The 16,901-nt window shown below is 62.4% G+C and carries 11 protein-coding genes; 7 read left to right on the top strand and 4 right to left on the bottom strand.

Translation table 11 applies throughout. The annotated features are described in order from the left end of the window. Positions 1 to 35 precede the first annotated feature (35 nt). A complete protein-coding gene (locus LOY43_RS10250; RefSeq protein WP_258709548.1) occupies positions 36 to 1,058 on the bottom strand; it encodes an alpha/beta hydrolase in 1,023 nt (340 codons plus the stop codon). A gap of 161 nt (positions 1,059 to 1,219) precedes the next feature. Here LOY43_RS10250 and LOY43_RS10255 point away from each other — a divergent pair, with 161 nt between their 5' ends. Further along, positions 1,220 to 2,119 carry a LysR family transcriptional regulator gene (locus tag LOY43_RS10255; protein WP_064392600.1) on the top strand — a complete coding sequence of 300 codons (900 nt, stop codon included), beginning with the start codon at positions 1,220 to 1,222 and terminating at the stop codon, positions 2,117 to 2,119. A 281-nt stretch (positions 2,120 to 2,400) separates the two neighbouring features. On the opposite strand, the gene LOY43_RS10260 is transcribed toward LOY43_RS10255, so the two are convergent. The 3 genes from LOY43_RS10260 to gspG all read right to left on the bottom strand — a co-directional run bounded on the left by LOY43_RS10260 (position 2,401) and on the right by gspG (position 4,673). Beyond that, positions 2,401 to 2,967 carry a hypothetical protein gene (locus LOY43_RS10260; protein WP_258709549.1) on the bottom strand — a complete coding sequence of 189 codons (567 nt, stop codon included), beginning with the start codon at positions 2,965 to 2,967 and terminating at the stop codon, positions 2,401 to 2,403. 75 nt (positions 2,968 to 3,042) lie between these two features. Continuing rightward, on the bottom strand, positions 3,043 to 4,230 hold the full coding sequence (locus LOY43_RS10265; protein WP_258709550.1) for a type II secretion system F family protein: 1,188 nt from the start codon (positions 4,228 to 4,230) through the stop codon (positions 3,043 to 3,045). A gap of 14 nt (positions 4,231 to 4,244) precedes the next feature. Next, on the bottom strand, positions 4,245 to 4,673 hold the full coding sequence (gene gspG, locus LOY43_RS10270; RefSeq protein ID WP_007913548.1) for a type II secretion system major pseudopilin GspG: 429 nt from the start codon (positions 4,671 to 4,673) through the stop codon (positions 4,245 to 4,247). A gap of 206 nt (positions 4,674 to 4,879) precedes the next feature. Between gspG and LOY43_RS10275 the strand changes: the two genes are divergently transcribed. The 6 genes from LOY43_RS10275 to LOY43_RS10300 all read left to right on the top strand — a co-directional run bounded on the left by LOY43_RS10275 (position 4,880) and on the right by LOY43_RS10300 (position 16,894). Continuing rightward, positions 4,880 to 5,488 carry a lytic transglycosylase domain-containing protein gene (locus LOY43_RS10275; RefSeq protein WP_095047584.1) on the top strand — a complete coding sequence of 203 codons (609 nt, stop codon included), beginning with the start codon at positions 4,880 to 4,882 and terminating at the stop codon, positions 5,486 to 5,488. Between the two features lie 200 nt (positions 5,489 to 5,688). Further along, entirely contained in the window at positions 5,689 to 11,523 is a 5,835-nt protein-coding gene (mnxG, locus tag LOY43_RS10280; RefSeq protein WP_258709551.1) for a manganese-oxidizing multicopper oxidase MnxG, read from the top strand. 606 nt (positions 11,524 to 12,129) lie between these two features. Continuing rightward, on the top strand, positions 12,130 to 14,052 hold the full coding sequence (locus LOY43_RS10285; protein WP_258709552.1) for a YncE family protein: 1,923 nt from the start codon (positions 12,130 to 12,132) through the stop codon (positions 14,050 to 14,052). A gap of 14 nt (positions 14,053 to 14,066) precedes the next feature. Next, entirely contained in the window at positions 14,067 to 14,717 is a 651-nt protein-coding gene (locus LOY43_RS10290; RefSeq protein ID WP_258709553.1) for an SCO family protein, read from the top strand. Next, entirely contained in the window at positions 14,714 to 15,334 is a 621-nt protein-coding gene (locus LOY43_RS10295; RefSeq protein ID WP_095047580.1) for an SCO family protein, read from the top strand. Before LOY43_RS10290 ends, LOY43_RS10295 begins: the two co-directional genes overlap by 4 nt. Positions 15,335 to 15,343: 9 nt before the next feature. After that, a complete protein-coding gene (locus tag LOY43_RS10300) occupies positions 15,344 to 16,894 on the top strand; it encodes an ABC transporter substrate-binding protein (RefSeq protein ID WP_258709554.1) in 1,551 nt (516 codons plus the stop codon). The last annotated feature ends 7 nt before the right edge of the window (positions 16,895 to 16,901 follow it).

Below are 16,901 nucleotides of genomic sequence, written 5' to 3' on the forward strand. Positions count from 1 at the left end.
AAGTAGGAGCTGCCGCAGGCTGCGATCTTTTGCTGTTAAGGATTCAGATGAGTCTTCAGCTCAGCCGCCGCCTGACGCACTGCCGCTTTCACTTCCGGAATCTGACTCAGCGGATTAAGCAAACCGAAGTCATGAATCATCCCGTTGTAGCGCACCGAGGTCACCGCTACACCGGCCGCATCCAGGTGCCGCGCATAGCCTTCACCTTCGTCACGCAGTACGTCGAACTCGGCGGTCTGCACCAATGCGGCTGGCAAGCCCTTGAGCTGTTCGGCGCTGGCATTCAGCGGCGAGGCATGGATCTGCGCACGCTCGGCCGGGTTGGTGGTGTAGTTGTCCCAGAACCACTGCATCATGCCTTTGGTGAGGAAGTGACCCTCGGCGAATTGCTGGTACGAACCGTCGTCGAACTGTGCGTTGGTCACCGGCCACATCAGCAGCTGGAAGCGCAGCGCCGGGGCTTTTTGTTCCTTGGCCATCAACGCCACAACCGCCGCCATGTTGCCGCCGACGCTGTTGCCCGCTACTGCCAGGCGCTTGCCGTCGACACCGATCTCCTTGCCGTGCTCAGCCACCCATTTCGTCGCGGCGTAGGCCTGGTTGATCGCGGTCGGGTACTGCGCTTCCGGCGACGGCGTGTAGTCGACGTACACCGCGACGGCGTCCGAGCCCACCACCAAGTCGCGAATCAGGCGCTGGTGCGTCGGGTAATCGCCAAGCACCCAGCCGCCACCGTGGAAGAACATGAACACCGGCAACTCGCCTTTGACCTTGGCTGGCCGCACCACTTTCAGGTTGATGGTCTGGCCATCGGCCTTGATCGCCTTGTCGCTGACTTCAATACCCGACAGATCCACTTTTACCGAAGCCTGCGCACCGGTCAGCACCGCACGGGCGTCTTTCGGGCTCAGTTGCTCCAGCGGTTTGCCACCACCAGCGGCGAGGGCGTTGAGGAAGGCCTGGGTGTTGTGTTCGACACCGCTGCTTTCGGCGGCGAAGGCGTTGCCGATGGACAGGGCGAGGAGGGACGCGGTGAGGGTTTTCTTGACGAGGTTCATGGTGGAAATCCTTTTGAATGTTCTTGAATTTTTATGCCTGGGTTGCGGGCTGCTGTGGCGCTGGGCTTCAGGCCTCAGCAACACCGTGAGCACAGATTAATGAGCTGCTTGAAAGTGAAAAAGCGGCTATAAAGCGTTTAACTGTCTACCAGAGAGTGACAATGAACCCGTTCGAAGACATGCGTATTTTTTGCCAAGTCATGGACTCCGGCAGCTTCACGTCGGCGGCTGATCAATTGGGCCTGTCCAAGCAGTTCGTCAGCCGGCGCTTGATGCAGTTGGAGGAGCGTCTCGGCGTACGCTTGTTGAACCGCTCGACGCGGCGTCTGGATGTCACGCCGCTGGGGCAGAGTTATTACGAATCGGCGTTGCGCCTGCTCGGTGAAGTCGAACAGGTGGAGCAGGGCATCGCCGGGCAGACTGCCGAGCCGCGCGGGACGATTCGCTTGAGTGCGCCGCTGTCGTTTGCCGTGGCGCATCTGGGTTGCCTGCTGCCGATGTTTTTGCAGCGCTATCGCGAGGTCACGGTGGAGGTCGATCTGAGTGATCGGCCGGTGGATTTGCTCGGCGAGGGTTACGACTTGGCGTTGCGCATTGGCGTGCTCGAAGACTCGACGCTGATTGCCCGGCGCATCGCCTCCATCGAACGGGTGTACTGCGCCAGCCCGGCGTATCTGGCTGAACGTGGCACGCCCCTCGAGCCGGAAGACCTGCATAGCCATGACTGTTTGCCGTACGGGCATAGTCGTTCGGTGCAGTGGCGCTTCAACGCGGGGCAGGGCAAGCCGTTGTTGGTCAATGTCACCGGGCGCATGCGCGTTAACAACGGCGAGTTGCTCAGGGATGCGGCGGTGCAGGGGATGGGCATTACTTATCTGCCGACGTTCATTGTCGGCGCGGCGTTGAAAGACGGCCGGTTGGTGCCGGTGCTGGATGATTTGCGCCCGGAACCGCTGACACTTTCAGCCGTTTACCCACAGCATCGCCAGGCCTCAAGGCCGGTTCAGGCGCTGGTCGAGTTCTTGCGCGAACGCCTGAACGAGAGCCACGTCGCCCTCTGAGCCTTACAGTAGATTTTCAATCCCTGCAAAACCCTTGTGGTAGCGAGCCTGCTCGCGAAAGCGGTGTGTCAGTCAAAACAATATTGGCTGACCCCCAGCCTTCGCGAGCAGGCTCGCTCCCACAGTTGATGGTGGTTGTCTGCTGATTGTTTGCACACCAAAAAACCCTGTGGGAGCTGGCTTGCCAGCGATGGCGGTGTGTCAGGCAATACAGCGTTGCCTGATCGGGCCTCATCGCTGGCAAGCCAGCTCCCACAAGGGTTGCGGTGTTTCAGGATGGATCAGTTGGCGCGCTTGTCATCGCCCGGCTCGCCGCCGACATGTACGCCACGATCATCCCCCGGTTCGCCAGCTGCATGCAGGCCCCGGTCGTCACCGACTTCACCCGCGCGATGGACGCCATGGTCGTCGCCGACTTCGCCTGCCCGGTGCACGCCGCGGTCATCGCCTGGTTCGGCGTGGGTGCCGTTGCGTCCTGAGGAGGCGGAGTTGCCGGCGTGTCCGGAGCCCTGGCCGCCGCCGCTGTGACCACTGCCGCCGTCACCGTGGCCACTTCCGCCATTGCCACTGCCGCCGTGTCCACCACCATTGCCGCCACCGCCACCGCCACCGCCACCGCCACCGCCACTTCCGCCGCCTCCACCACTACCACCATGCCCGCCGCCATTTCCTCCACCGTTACCGCCGCCCCCTCCGCCATGTCCACCGCCGCCACTCCCTCCACCACCACTGCCACCTTCCTTGGCCTGAACACTGGAAATGCCGGAAAGGCTATCTGGAATCAGCACGATGGACGCCGACAGAACTGCGCCGATGGCCATTGCGAGCACGAGCTTTTTAATGTGCATATCGTTCTCCGTCTTTGTGGTTTTGTTTGGGAACGTAAAAGTGCGTTGTTGCAGGGGGCGGACCCGTTCCCGGAGTCAGTGAATACTCGAAGCCAGTTCGAAAATCGGGATGTACATCAGGATCACGATGACCCCGATCAGCAGGCCGATAAACGTCATCAGCAGCGGCTCGAACAACTTCACGAACCACTCCAGCCAGCGGCTGATTTCCTCGTCGTAGAAATCGGCGCTGCGTTCCATCATCTGCCCGAGGTTGCCGGACTGTTCGCCAGCGCGCAGCAGTCGTAGCGAGACCGGCGTCACCAAGTGATTGAGTTCCAGCGCGGTAGACAGCGATTGCCCCTCGCGCACGCGCTCGCAGGCCTGATCGAGCCGCACCCGCGAAGCCACGGTGAGCAAGCCGCGCACCATGCTCATGGCGGTCACCAGCGGAATCCCGCCTTGCAACAGAATCCCCAGCGACCGATAAAAGCGCGCCAGCTCATACATGAAAATCCGCTGATGCACGGCCGGCAGTTTCTCCACCAGCCGATCCAGCCCACGGCGAAACGCCGGTTGCTTTTGCAGCACGGCGAGGGCGATGACAATTGCTGCCAATGCACCGAAGAATTCCGCCTGATGCGCATGCAAAAACATGCCGCTACTCATCAACACCTGCGACAGCCACGGCAGGTTATTGCCCAAGCCTTCAAACACCAGACTGAAGCGCGGCACCACATAGCCCATCAAAAACAGCACCACGCCACCGCCGACTATCAGCAACAGCATCGGGTAGATCGAGGCGCTGATGATCTTCTGGCGCACCTCGTCCATGCGCTGGCGATAACTGACGTAGCGCCCCAGCGCATCGCCGACCGCGCCGGTCTTTTCGCTGGATTGCACCAGCGCCACGTACAGCGGCGGGAACACCGCCGACAACTGGCCCAACGCCTGCGAGAAGGATTTGCCCTCATAAAGCAGGCGCACCAGTTCACTCAAGGTTTTCCGGGCGGCGGGGGCGGTTTCTTTTTCGGCGAGGCTTTCCAGCGCATCGATCAACGGCAGGCCGGCATTGAGCAGCGTGGTCAGCTCTTGGCTGAACAACACCAGATTGAAGGTCTCGCGCTGGCGCAGTTTCAGCGAACGCCAATGCTTGTCGGCGTGCGAACTGAGCACACGCAGACCCTGATCCTCGGCAATGCGCCGCGCCTCGCTGTCACCCGGCGCCTCCACACTCAAGGACACCACGCCCGCCTTGCCGACCGCTTTCACATGAAATCGCATGGGCCGCGCTCCGCTCACTGCCAATTGGTTACTTCAGCGTTTTCGCCTTCGCCACCGGGCTGGCCGTCCTTGCCCATCGACAGCAAGTCGTACTCGCTGTTTTCGCCGGGATAGCGGTAGGCGTAGTTACGCCCCCACGGATCCTGCGGCAGCTTTTTCTGCAAGTACGGGCCGGTCCATTTCGCCTCGTCACTCGGTGCGGTGACCAAGGCCTGCAAGCCCTGTTCGGTGGACGGGTAGTGACCGACCTCCAGTCGATAGATATCCAGCGCCTTGCTCAACCCTTCGATCTGCGCCTTGGCCACTTTCACTTCGGAGCGACCGAGTTGGGCGAAGTATTTCGGCGCGACGATCCCGGCCAACAGGCCGAGCACCACCAGCACCACGAGCAATTCGAGCAGGGTAAAACCGCGTTGGCCACGCGGACGAAATTGCAGCTTCATGATGACCTCCCGTGAGTGGCAGCCGTGTCGCCAGAAGGGCTTATGCAATTGCCATGCTCAGCCCCCACTGAAAATCACCTGATTGGCTGTAACCCTTGAAAACCGGGCATTTCAAGAGTCGGCACAGTGCTTGCGTATGGCTCAAACGTGATCGGCCATTGGGGCATTTCCCCCAATTTATCGGGGTCGATCCGGGGAGGCCCGACATGAAATTTCTCGCCAGCGGATTGCTCGGTTGTGTGCTGCTCAGCGGCGCCGCGCAGGCCGATGTGTTCATCTCGGTGGACGCCAAGGGCAGCTATGTACTGTCCAACGTTCACCGGCCCGGACGTACCTACGAACGGGTAATCCACGAGGCTGAATTGCCTGTGGCCAGCCTCGATCAACAGCCGCAAATGATCGCTAACCAGCCCTACGCGGAACTGGTCTCAGCGGCAGCCAAGGTCAATCAATTACCCGAGGCGTTGCTGCACGCGGTGATCAACGCCGAATCCCGCTACAACCCCGGCGCCACCTCGCCCAAAGGTGCGGGCGGGCTGATGCAGTTGATGCCCGACACCGCACGGGAGCTGGGGGTGACCGACGTCTACGACCCCAAGGCCAACATCCAGGGCGGGGCCAAATACCTCAAGCGCCTGATGACTCTGTTCGACAACGACATCGCCCTTGCCGTGGCGGCCTACAACGCCGGCCCCGACGCGGTGCTCAGCCGTGGCCGGGTGATTCCGCCGTTCGCCGAAACCCAGCGCTATGTGCCGAATGTGTTGCGTCAGTACCGGCGTCTGCAGGGCCTGGCGATGGATGCGCCGTTGTAATCCCCAATCGGTTTTCCCCACTTTCGGGGCAAACCATGGAGGCCCGAAAAGTGGGGAAAACGGGTGGGGAATATTCCCCGGATGCTCAAGTGGTCGCGGTAACTGATTGAACATTAATGCAATTTTTTGTGGCACGCGGATTGCTCCGAGGCATTTGTCGAGAAGTGTTCCCACGAGCACCCACTACGAGGTTCCTGATCATGGCTGGCTTTCCTCACGCTCCGTCCCTGATTAACTGGCTGCTGATTCTGGCCTCGATGCTCAGCGTCGAACTGGCCGGCGCGGCCGTGCGTTGCGAGCGCAACCTGGTGGCCAACGTCGTCGCCTTCGATCAACCGCTGATGTTCAACCGCCTCGGTGCACAGAACATCAACGGCATGATGTTCGCCCTGCGCCGCGATGTGGTCGATGAACATGAGCAGTCGCTGGCTTACGGCGGCGCCGCAGTGCCGGGCAAAGTCTCGCTGCGCCCGGACAAGCGCCCACGGCCATTGGTGTTACGCGTGGCGGCCGGCGATTGCCTGACGATCAATCTGCAGAACCTGCTCGACTATCAGGCCAACCCGAACAAGCACTTTGAAAACGAGGGCGAAGAGGAGGGGGCCGAGAACACCAACGGCGCCGAAGACTTCAAAGTCGATGAGCAGGTGGCGGATCGTCACGTCGGCTTCCAGGTCAACGGCCTGCAAGCGGTGAACAGCATCGATGACATTTCTTCGTTCACCGGGCGTAACGCCAACACCCTGGTGCCACCCGGCGCGAGCCGTTCCTATACCTTGTTCGCCGAACGTGAAGGCGCGTTTGCCGTGAGCAGCCGTGGCGCAACGTTTGGCGGCGAGGGCGCGGCCGGCAACGTCGCCAATGGCTTGTTCGGCCAGGTCGTCGTCCTACCCAAGGGTGGTCGCACTTATCGCAATACCCTCACCGAAGAAGAAATGCGCCTGGCCACCACGGGCCGCGCACCCACCGGTCAACCGATCGTTGATTACCAGGCGCGCTACCCACAGCGCGAACCGTGGTTGCGCGAAGGCAAGGCCGGAACGCCGATCATCAACATGGTCGACGGCAGTGAAATCATCTCCAGCGAAAGCGATGCGATTGTCATGGGCAGCAACGCCGACGGCAGCTTCCCATCCAGCACCTATCCGCTGGAATCGGTCGGCAAACGCAACCCGGCAATCCCCAACCGCCTCGAAGCGTTCCGTGATTTTGCCTCGCAATTCCAGGATGAAACCGCCGCCACTCAAGCATTCCCGGCGTACTGGGCTGATCCGGTGATGGCCCATGTGCTGGAGCCGACCCGCGACTCGTTCATGATCAACTATGGCTCCGGCGGCATGGGCGCCGAAGTGGTCGCCAACCGCTTGGGTGTGGGGCCGATGCACGATTGCCTGTCGTGCGCCTATGAAGAATTCTTCCTCAGCTCGCACACCGTCGGCGATGTGGCGATGCTGGTGGATGTGCCGGCCAACACCGGGCTTGAGAACATCGCCCCCGGCCAGATACCGCGCGCCGATCAGATCGGCGTGAAAGCCACCATGGCCCTGTATCCGTCGGAGCCGTCGAACGTCAACCACAGCTACATCGGCGACTTCGTCAAATTCCGCAATACCCACAATGGCCACGAGCAGCACATCTTCCACCTGCACGGCCATCAGTGGCTGTTCAACCCCAACGACGACAACTCCGATTACGTCGACGCCCAGGGCATTGGCCCGGGCGCCGGTTATACCTATGAAATCGCCAACGGTGGTTCGGGCAACCGCAACCGCGTGGCTGGCGATGCGATCTATCACTGCCATTTCTATCCGCACTTCGCCCAAGGCATGTGGGCCATGTGGCGTGTGCACGACGTGTTCGAAGAAGGCACCCGACTCGATGTTTCCCAGCAAGGCGCCGACGGTTACCACAGCGAACCGTTTGCCTTGCGCAGCGGCAAACCGGCGGCCGGCGCGCGCGCCTTGCCTGACGGCGAAATCGTTGCCGGTACACCGATTCCGGCGATTGTGCCGCTGCCGGGCAAAGCCATGGCGCCAATGCCGGGCAAAGTCGTGGTGGTGCCAAAAATCGGCGAAACCCTGGTCGCCGGCAATGATGACGACGATGACGAAGAAGAGGGCGATGACGACGGCGAGCACCATGGTGGCAACGCCGGCGGTCAAGCCATCGGCTCGCTGGCGCTGGTCGATCGCAGCGAAGCCAACCGCAACGCCGACGGCAGCCTGAAAAACCCTGGCTATCCGTTCTGGATCGGCGGCATGGAAAGTTCGGTCGGCCAACGTCCGCCAACCCCGCCGCTGGACATGCTCGACGCCGCCACCGCGCAATCGCTCAAGGCCAGCGGCAAAGCGCTGTGGGCCAACCTTGATCCCGCGCAGTCCGGCGGTTGGGATGGCGGCTTGCAACGGCACGCACTCGACGGCGTCGCGGCCGGTGGCGAGGCGCATACCGTGACCACCTCGCTGGATTTCTCCAAGGAAGTCACCCGTGCCAAGCCGATTTACCTGCCGGAAGAAGGCACCGAAGTCGAACAGGCCGCGATGGCCTTCCACGCGAAAAAAGATCACCCAAGCTACGCCTTGCTGCCCGGCAATCAAGTGGTGGCCAAGGCGTTCCGCACCAACGGTGCCTTGCCGATGGCGGGTGCGCCGTACTACGAACCGTGCATGGATGACCGGCAAAAACGCCTGACCGCTAGCGCCGGTAGCGGTGAATTCGCCAGCGGTGAACGCATCGACGGCATGTCCTTCGTCGGCGCCTCGAGCTTCACCGCCGACCGCCCACGGATCTATAAAGCCGCCAACATCCAGTTCGACGCGGTGTACAACAAGGTCGGTTATCACTTCCCGCAGGCGCGCATTCTCGCGCTGTGGGAAGACGCCTGGCCGGTAATCACCAAGCAGCGTCCGCCAGAGCCGCTGGTGATGCGCATGAACACCTTCGATTGCGTGCAATACCAGCAAACCAACCTGGTGCCGGCCACCTACGAGATGGACGACTATCAGGTGCGCACGCCGACCGATGTGATCGGCCAGCACATTCACTTGCCGAAGTGGGACCTGACCTCGGCGGACGGCTCGTCCAACGGCTGGAACTACGAGGATGGCGTGCTCTCGCCCGGCGCCGTGCAGGAACGCATTCACGCGATTCGCGAATTCAATCAGTGCGCCGGCACCGATCCACGTGACGGCACCCAGGCCTGCCCGAAAGCCAAGAACCATCCGTTCTTCGGCCAATACGGGCGCGCCGATTGGGTCGGTGCGCGCACGGCGATGCAGCGCTGGTTCGTCGATCCGGTGGTCAACGCCAAAGGCGTCGATCGCGGCCTCGGCACCATCTTCACCCACGACCACTTAGGCCCATCGACGCACCAACAGATCGGTTTGTACGCGACTGTGCTCGCCGAGCCGGCCGGTTCCACCTGGTTCCACGCCGAAACCGGCGAGCCTCTCTATAGCGGCGCGCGTCAGGACGGTGGGCCGACGTCGTGGCAAGCGGTGATCAACACCGGTGACCTCGATGGCGACGGCAAGAACGACAGCTTCCGCGAGTTCTTCCTCGAGTACAGCGACTTCCAGCACGCCTATGAAGCTGGCGTTTACGTCGGTGCTGGCCCTAACGGTGTGCCCAACGCGCAGGCGTTCCCGGCCACTGCCGACAGCTTCCGTTACGCGATCAACCCGCCAGTGCGTAACAACGCCAGCAACCTGCTTGAGGGTGTGCTGGAAGTGCAGGGCGGTCAGGTTCCGGGCTGCCCGAGCCGGCCATGTCCGCAGGCGATTTCGGTGGATGACCCGGGCATGTTCGTCGTCAACTATCGCAACGAACCGCTGGCCCTGCGCGTGTACGACCCGAACAAGGTCGGTCCGGACGGCAAGCGCGGCATGCAGGCCGACGGCCTCGGTGGCGATCTGTCGTTCGCCATGCAAAGCCGTACCGACCGGGCGATCCCGGCGATGAACCTGGCGCCGAATCTGCTCACCTCGGCGACCGGCCCAACCGGCGGCACCACGCTGTTCCCGCCACACATCAACAAGGGCGGCGCCGAACCGGGCGATCCGTTCACGCCGATGCTGCGTACTTACACCGGCGACAACGTGCGGCTGCGGGTGCATGCCGGTGGCCATGAAGAAGAGCACAACGTCACCCTGCACGGTGTGAAATGGCTGCAGAGCGGTTCCGGTTTCGGCAACAGCTCCAACTCCGGCTGGCGCGCGTCGCAAATGATCGGTATCTCCGAGCAGATGGGCTTCATTGCGCCGGTGTCGATGCTGTCCAGTTCGGCGGCGACCACGGGTGATTATCTGTACTCGATGGACGCTTCGATCGAAGGCTACTGGAGCGGTATCTGGGGCGTGATGCGCAACTACACCGCCAAACGCGCCGACCTGTTCGCCATCCCCAACAACCCAAGCCCGGCGGGCATGCGCAACACCGTAGCGTTCGAGGGCAGTTGCCCGCGCTATGGCGCCAACCCTAACGGCATTGGCACCCGGCCAACCGTGCAGCGCAACTATGAAGTGGTCGCGGCGCTGGCCAACGACATCCTCGGCAATACGCTGGGCCTGACCATCGGCGATCCCGAAGGGCTTGGCCAGCATGTCGGCGGGTCGCTCAATCCAGCGGGCGGTACCCTGGTGCTGAACTCGCGCACGGTGAGCATTCCGCAGGTCACGGTGACCGATCCCGAGGATGGCGAAACCATCACCATCGGCGGGCAGAGTGGTCCGTTGCATGATCCGACCGCGATTCTGTATGTGCGCAAATCCGATCTCGATCCGGTGAGTGGCAAGCTCAAACCCGGCATTCCGGTCGAGCCGTTGGTGCTGCGTGCAGCCGCGGGGGATTGCATCAACATCACTCTGGAAAACCGTCTGCCGAGCGTGATGCCTGACCTGACCCAGACTGCCGTGATGCAGGGCATGGTCAAGCGTGATCGCAACAGCGGTCTGGGTTCGACCACCTTCAGCAACAACCTGATGCGGCCGTCCAGCCACGTCGGTCTGCACGCGCAATTGTTGGCGTACGACATCACCAAATCCGACGGCGCCAACGTCGGCGCCAACCCGATCCAGACCGTGCCGCCGCGCATTGGCAGCAGCGGCGCGTACCCGACCCGTACCTATCAGTACTACGCCGGGCACCTGGAGCGTGAAGGCAAACCGGTGACGCAACTGGGCCGCAGCGTCGACAACATCAACGCCACGGCGGTCGAGTTCGGCGGCTTGAACATCACCCCGGCGGACGTGATCAAGCAACCGCAAAAAGGCCTCGGTGGGGCGATGAGTATCCTGCCGATCGGCGCGACCTGGGTCGACGATGCGCGCAAGGTCAACGCCACGGTTACGGCGCCAGGGCAAACCAGCTACCGCGACTTCGCGATGGTCTGGCACAAGGCGTTGAACACCCGTTGGGCCAATGGCCGGCCGGTGGAAGGGATTGCCGCTGAGGGCTTCGGCGTGCCGACCGATCCGCAGGACAACTCGAGCATGGCGATCAACTACAAGACCGAACCGCTGTGGTATCGCTTCGGCCTCGCCCCGGACGCACCGTTCGGGCATGCCGATGGCGCGGGTTACGGCGACATGGTCAATGCGCACATGGCCTACAGCAATGCGCTGGTCGGCGGTGATCCGCAGACGCCTGTGCTGTATGCCAAACCGGGGCAGCCGTTGCGTACGCACATCCTGATGCCGAGCGGTGGCAGTCGCGGCACCACGTTCCAGCTCGACGGGCACGTCTGGTCGGTGAACCCGTTCCAGGCCGAGAAGAGCGACACCGGAGGTTATCCGATGGGCACGCCGGGCGTCGGCTCGGTGCGCTTCGGCTACAACCCGATGTCGATGTACATCGGCGCCCACGAAAGCATCCTGCCGGCTGCGCACTTCAGCTTCATGATCCCGAGCGCCGGCGGCAGTAATGCGATCCCGGGGGATTACCTGTTCCGCGACTACGGCGCCTACGGCAACACCTCCGGGTTATGGGGCTTGCTGCGCGTGACCAACGAACCGGAACCGGCACCGCAGGGGCAGTAGAAATGGGTGCAACGACAATATCCCTGTGGATGCAAATCCTTGTGGGAGCTGGGGTGCCAGTGAGTTTGACGGGCTGGATAAAAAACCTGTGGGAGCTGGCTTGCCAGCGATGACGGCGGCGCAGGCGCAATTGATGTGACAGGAAGGACGCCATCGCTGGCAAGCCAGCTCCCACAAAGGGCCAGGTGTGGCAATGAGATTGCGGCATGAATGCAAAACCTGTGGGAGCTGGCTCTCCAGCGATGACGGCGGCGCAGGCGCAATTGATGTGACAGGAAGGACGCCATCGCTGGCAAGCCAGCTCCCACAAGGGGCCAGGGGTGCCAGTGAGATTGACGGGATGGATACAAAACCTGTGGGAGCTGGCTTGCCAGCGATGACGGCGGCACAGGCGCCATTGATGTGACAGGACGGACGCCATCGCTGGCAAGCCAGCTCCCACAGGGTCTGCGGTGGGCAGTGAGGTTGCGGGATGAATGCAAATCCCATGTAGGAGTGAGTCTGCTCGCGATTGGGGCAACTCGGTTTCGGATGGTGAGGCAGATGACGTCATCGCGAGCAGGCTCACTCCTACAGGGATGGGTTTGCAAATGAGGGGAGGGTGGTATGAACAGGATCATCAACATCATCGGTATTTGCACCCTGGCCATGGCCGGGGCGTTGTTGACGCTGAGTGAGATTGCGCTGGCGCAAACCGCTGGCGAGCAGACGCTGAACCGCGACGGTGTGGCGGTGGATTTCAATCTCAAGCCGCTGGCCGCCGACGGTAAACTGCGCGAAGGCGAATTTGCCGATGTGCAGTTCCACGTCACTGACAGCGCTTCCGGCCAGCCGTTGTCCGGGGTAGCGCCGGGCGCCTGGGTCGATCCGCAAACCCTCGCCGCCGATAAAGCCCAGGGCCGCGACCAGAGCTGCAAAGCCCGGGTCGGCGTGTTTCTCAAGTCCAACATCGGCGCGCGGCCGTTGCTCGACCTCAACAGCTATTTCCTGCTGGTGATGAACCGCGACGCCAGCATCGCCGTGGTCGATCCGTCGGTGTCAGTGGGCGGCATCACCAGCACCCTGGCGCGGATCGAACTCAAGCAACCACCGATGGATTGGGTCACCCCAAAAGACAACAAACGCGTGTTCGTCTCGATGCCGACAGCGGGCGAAGTGGCCGTTATCGACAGCGAACAATTCAAGGTTCTCGATTCGGTCAAAGCCGGCAGCCAACCGGTGCGCGTGGCGCTGCAACCGGACGAACGCCTGCTGTGGGTCGGCAACAACGCCAGCAAAGCCGAAGACTCCGGCGTAACGGTGATCGACAGCCAAAGCCTCAAACCCCTCAAGCATTTGCAGACCGGTCGCGGCCACCACGAAATCAGCTTCAGCAAGGACAGCCGTTTTGCCTTCGTCAGTAACCGCGACGACGGCACCGTCAGCGTGATCGACATCGCCAGCCTGAGCATCGTCCAGCAGATCAAAACCGGCTCTCATCCCTTGTCAGTCGCCTACTCAGCGCTGTCCGGCGCGGTCTACGTCGCCGATGGCAAGGACGGCACCGTCACCGTGATCGACGCCAGCACCCACGCCATCCGCCGGGTGATCAAACTGCAGCAAGGCCTCGGCCCGATGGGCTTCAGCGCCGACGGCCGCTTCGGTGTAGTGCTCAACACCGTGGAAAACCGCGCCAGCGTCATCGATGCCGCGACCAACAGCGCGATCCACGACCTCGACGTCAGCGCCGAACCCTACCAAGTGGTGTTTACCCAGGCCTACGCCTATATCCGCGGACTCGCTTCACCAAAAGTCACCATGATCAACCTGTCCTCCCTCGGAGAGGGCCGCCAACCGATCAGTCAAGGCTTCGAGGCCGGCCCGCAAGCGCCGCGTCTGGCGGGGGATTTGCCGCTGGCCTCAAGCCTCGCGGTGTCGCGGGATGACAACGCGGTGTTCGTGGTCAACCCGGTCGACAACACCACCTACTTCTACGCCGAAGGCATGAACGCGCCGATGTCCGGTTACCCCAACCGTGGCCAGATTGCCCGCGCCGCCATGGTCATCGATCGCAGCCTGCGCGAGGTCTCGCCGGGCTTGTACAGCGCGCGGGTAAAACTGCCGGCAGCGGGGCGTTTCGACGTGGCGTTCCTGCTCAACCAACCGAACATCATTCACTGCTTCACCGCGCAGATTGATCCTGACGGCAAACCGCAAAAACGCCTCGGCCAGCCGAAAGTCGAGTTCCTTCTCGATAAGACGGCCGTGGCGCTCAACGACCCTTACGTCGTGCGTTTCCGCATCGTTCAAGGCAAAGACAAAACCCAGCGCAGCGGCGTCAAAGACGTGCAACTGCGCTACTACCTCGCGCCCACCTCGCATCCCCGCGAAGTGGCGGCGCTGGAAGTCGCCGACGGCGTGTACGAAGCGCCGATCACCCTCGACCGCAGCGGCGCCTGGTATCTGCATGTACGTGCGGCCTCGTTGGGCGCCGGTTTCGATGACAAGACCTTTGCCAGTGTTCGGGTAGCCCCCGGCCAGGCCCGTTGAAGAGGAGTTTCGACATGAACCGATTTGCATCCACTGGCCTGCTGACCCTGTGTCTGTTGAGCGTTGGCATTCAACAAGTCCACGCTCATTCGGCCGATGAACACGCCGGACACAAAGCCCCGGCCAGCAGCACTCAGGAACACGCCCAAGTGAAATTCGCCAACGTGCCGCTGCTCGATCAGAACGGTAAAACAGTGCGCCTCGAACAAGACTTGGTGCAGGGCAAAATCGTCGTCATGAGCTTTATCTACACCAGTTGCACCACGGTGTGCCCGGTGGTCTCGTCGATCATGGGCAAGGTGCAGAAACAACTCGGTGCGCGGGTCGGCGAGGAAGTGCAACTGGTTTCGATCAGCATCGACCCACAGCGCGACGACCCGAAACGCCTGCAGGATTACGCCCGTACCTTCCAGCGCGGGCCGGGCTGGAGCTGGCTGACCGGCTCGCCGCAGTCGATCAATGAAACCCTCAAGGGCCTCGGCAGTTTCAGCGGCGACCTGAAGAGTCATCAGCCGCTGATCCTTGTCGGCGACGGCGATAGCCGCCACTGGATGCGCTACTACGGCTTCACTGATCCGGCGCTGCTGGCCAAGGAGGTGGAAAAACTCAGCGGTCTGCGCACACACGCCAAACACACCGCCATCGCCATGGAGCAACAGCCATGAGAGCGCTCGACTGGATCTCCCTGACCGTGTGTTTCTGGATTCTTGGTAACGTCGCGTTCGCCCACGAAGGCCACGTCTCCGAGCCGCCAGCCGCTGTGGCTGCCGCGCCGGCCAAAGGCACCCACGACGCAAAAACCTGGTTCACCGACACGCCGTTGCAGGATCAGAACGGCGAAACCCTGCGCTTCTACAGCGATGCGCTGCAAAACCGCATAGTGCTGCTCAACGTGATTTTCACCAGTTGCAACGATGCCTGTCCGCTGATCACCCAAAAGCTCAAAGAAGTCCGCGAGCTGCTCGGTGACAAGGCGCAGGACATCACCTTCATTTCCCTTACCAGTGACCCGCTGCGCGACACGCCGGCGGTGCTCAAGGCTTACACCTTGAAGCAGGGTTCCGATGACCCTCATTGGCTTTTTCTTACTGGCGACAAAGCGCAGATGGACCTGGTATTGAGCCGCATCGGCCAGATCGTGCCGACGCCCGAGCAGCATTCCACGCAGTTGATCGTCGGCGATGTCGCCAATAAACGCTGGAGCAAGATCCGTCCCGACGCCCCGGCCGCCGCCATTGCCCAGCGCTTGCAGTTGCTGACAATGCCCGTGGCTGGCCGCTGAGTTCGCGCCATGAACCTGAGCGGTGTACTCGCCCTGATCCTGCTCGCTGGCGTCAGCCTTGGCGCGAGCGCTGCGCCGCTGACTGCGGAGGAAGCGGCAGGCAAGCGCCTGTACCGCCAAGGCCTGTCAGCTAGCGGCGAAGCGATCATGGCGCGGGTTGGCGCAGCGGATATGTTGCTGCCGGCAACGAGTCTGCCGTGCGCCAATTGCCACGGCGCCGATGGCCTCGGGCGACCCGAAGGCGGGGTGCGTCCGCCGCCGCTGAACTGGGCGCGGCTGACCAGCACGTATGGCCAGCAACAAGTCAATGGGCGCAGCTATCCGGCGTACACCGAAAGCACTCTGGCCACGGCCATTGAGCAGGGCCGCGACCCCGGCCACAATCGCCTCGACCCGAGCATGCCGCGCTTTCTGCTGTCGATGAAAGATCGGCGCAATCTCACCGCGTACCTCAAGCGTCTGGCCGATGAGCGCGACCCCGGCCTCGACGCCGAGACCCTGCACCTGGGCACCTTGCTGCCCAGCCAAGGCCCATTAGCCGAGGAGGGCGCGACAGTGGCAGCGGTGCTCAATGGCAGCGTCGCGCGGATCAATCAGGCTGGCGGCATTCACGGTCGGCAGTTGCGGTTGACGGTGATCGATCCCGGCCCGGATCGCGCCAGTGCCGAACAGGCCTTGCAGCGATTGATCGAGCAGGAGCAGGTGTTCGCCCTGATCGCGCCGCTGGCGCCGGCCCTCGACAGTGAACTGGCGAGTCGACTGGAGCAGTCTGGCGTACCGCTGATTGGCGCTTTGTCGTTGCTCGGATCGATGCAGGCCAGTCCGCAGATTTTCGAGCCGCTGCCGGGCTTGCGCGAACAACTGATCGCCTTGGCCGACTACGCCACGGCCAGCCTGCGCGTGCTGCAAGGACCGACCCTGATTGCCTATCCCGATGACCCTTTACAAGCGCAAGCGGCAACCACCCTCGCTCAATACTTACAGGATCACGGCTGGCAGAAAGTCCTTCTGCAAGCCTACGATCCGACAGCAGAGGCTTTGCCGCTGGGTTCGCGATCAGTGTTCTATCTGGGCAATGGCGGCGGTTTCAGTCGTTTGGCGACGAGACTGCAAAGCGCCGGGCAGGTGCCGTATCTGTTCGCCGCTTCAAGCCAGGTGGCCGGCGATCTGCTGCAAGTGCCGGACGGCTTTACTCGGCGGGTGTTTCTCGCCTATCCGTTCGTGCCCAGCGACTGGACCCAGACCGGGCGCATGGCCCTGACGCTGCTGCGCGAAGGCCAGGGCCTCGGTGCGCAACACGCGGTGCTGCAAGTCGGCGCCTTCGCCTCGATGCTGTTGCTCAGCGAAGGCATGAAGCAGGCCGGCCGCGACGCCAGCCGCGAAAAACTGGTGATGGCGCTGGAAGGCCTGCACGACTTCGACACCGGCCTGACCCCGCGCCTGAGTTTCGGCCCCGGACGACGCCTGGGTCTGAGCGGCGCCCATGTGGTCACCGTGGAATTGCCCGATCAGCGCTTCTATCTGGTCGCCCCTTATAAACCGATTGTTGCCAGCCCCTGAATGGAGG

Source organism: Pseudomonas sp. B21-041 (assembly GCF_024748675.1).
Taxonomy (GTDB): Bacteria; Pseudomonadota; Gammaproteobacteria; order Pseudomonadales; family Pseudomonadaceae; genus Aquipseudomonas; species Aquipseudomonas neuropathica.

Excerpts from the sequence above, each read along its gene's own strand:
- LOY43_RS10250 (WP_258709548.1), bottom strand. The coding sequence starts at position 1,058 with ATGAACCTCGTCAAGAAAACCCTCACCGCGTCCCTCCTCGCCCTGTCC.
- LOY43_RS10255 (WP_064392600.1), top strand. The coding sequence starts at position 1,220 with ATGAACCCGTTCGAAGACATGCGTATTTTTTGCCAAGTCATGGACTCC.
- LOY43_RS10260 (WP_258709549.1), bottom strand. The coding sequence starts at position 2,967 with ATGCACATTAAAAAGCTCGTGCTCGCAATGGCCATCGGCGCAGTTCTG.
- LOY43_RS10265 (WP_258709550.1), bottom strand. The coding sequence starts at position 4,230 with ATGCGATTTCATGTGAAAGCGGTCGGCAAGGCGGGCGTGGTGTCCTTG.
- gspG (WP_007913548.1), bottom strand. The coding sequence starts at position 4,673 with ATGAAGCTGCAATTTCGTCCGCGTGGCCAACGCGGTTTTACCCTGCTC.
- LOY43_RS10275 (WP_095047584.1), top strand. The coding sequence starts at position 4,880 with ATGAAATTTCTCGCCAGCGGATTGCTCGGTTGTGTGCTGCTCAGCGGC.
- mnxG (WP_258709551.1), top strand. The coding sequence starts at position 5,689 with ATGGCTGGCTTTCCTCACGCTCCGTCCCTGATTAACTGGCTGCTGATT.
- LOY43_RS10285 (WP_258709552.1), top strand. The coding sequence starts at position 12,130 with ATGAACAGGATCATCAACATCATCGGTATTTGCACCCTGGCCATGGCC.
- LOY43_RS10290 (WP_258709553.1), top strand. The coding sequence starts at position 14,067 with ATGAACCGATTTGCATCCACTGGCCTGCTGACCCTGTGTCTGTTGAGC.
- LOY43_RS10295 (WP_095047580.1), top strand. The coding sequence starts at position 14,714 with ATGAGAGCGCTCGACTGGATCTCCCTGACCGTGTGTTTCTGGATTCTT.
- LOY43_RS10300 (WP_258709554.1), top strand. The coding sequence starts at position 15,344 with ATGAACCTGAGCGGTGTACTCGCCCTGATCCTGCTCGCTGGCGTCAGC.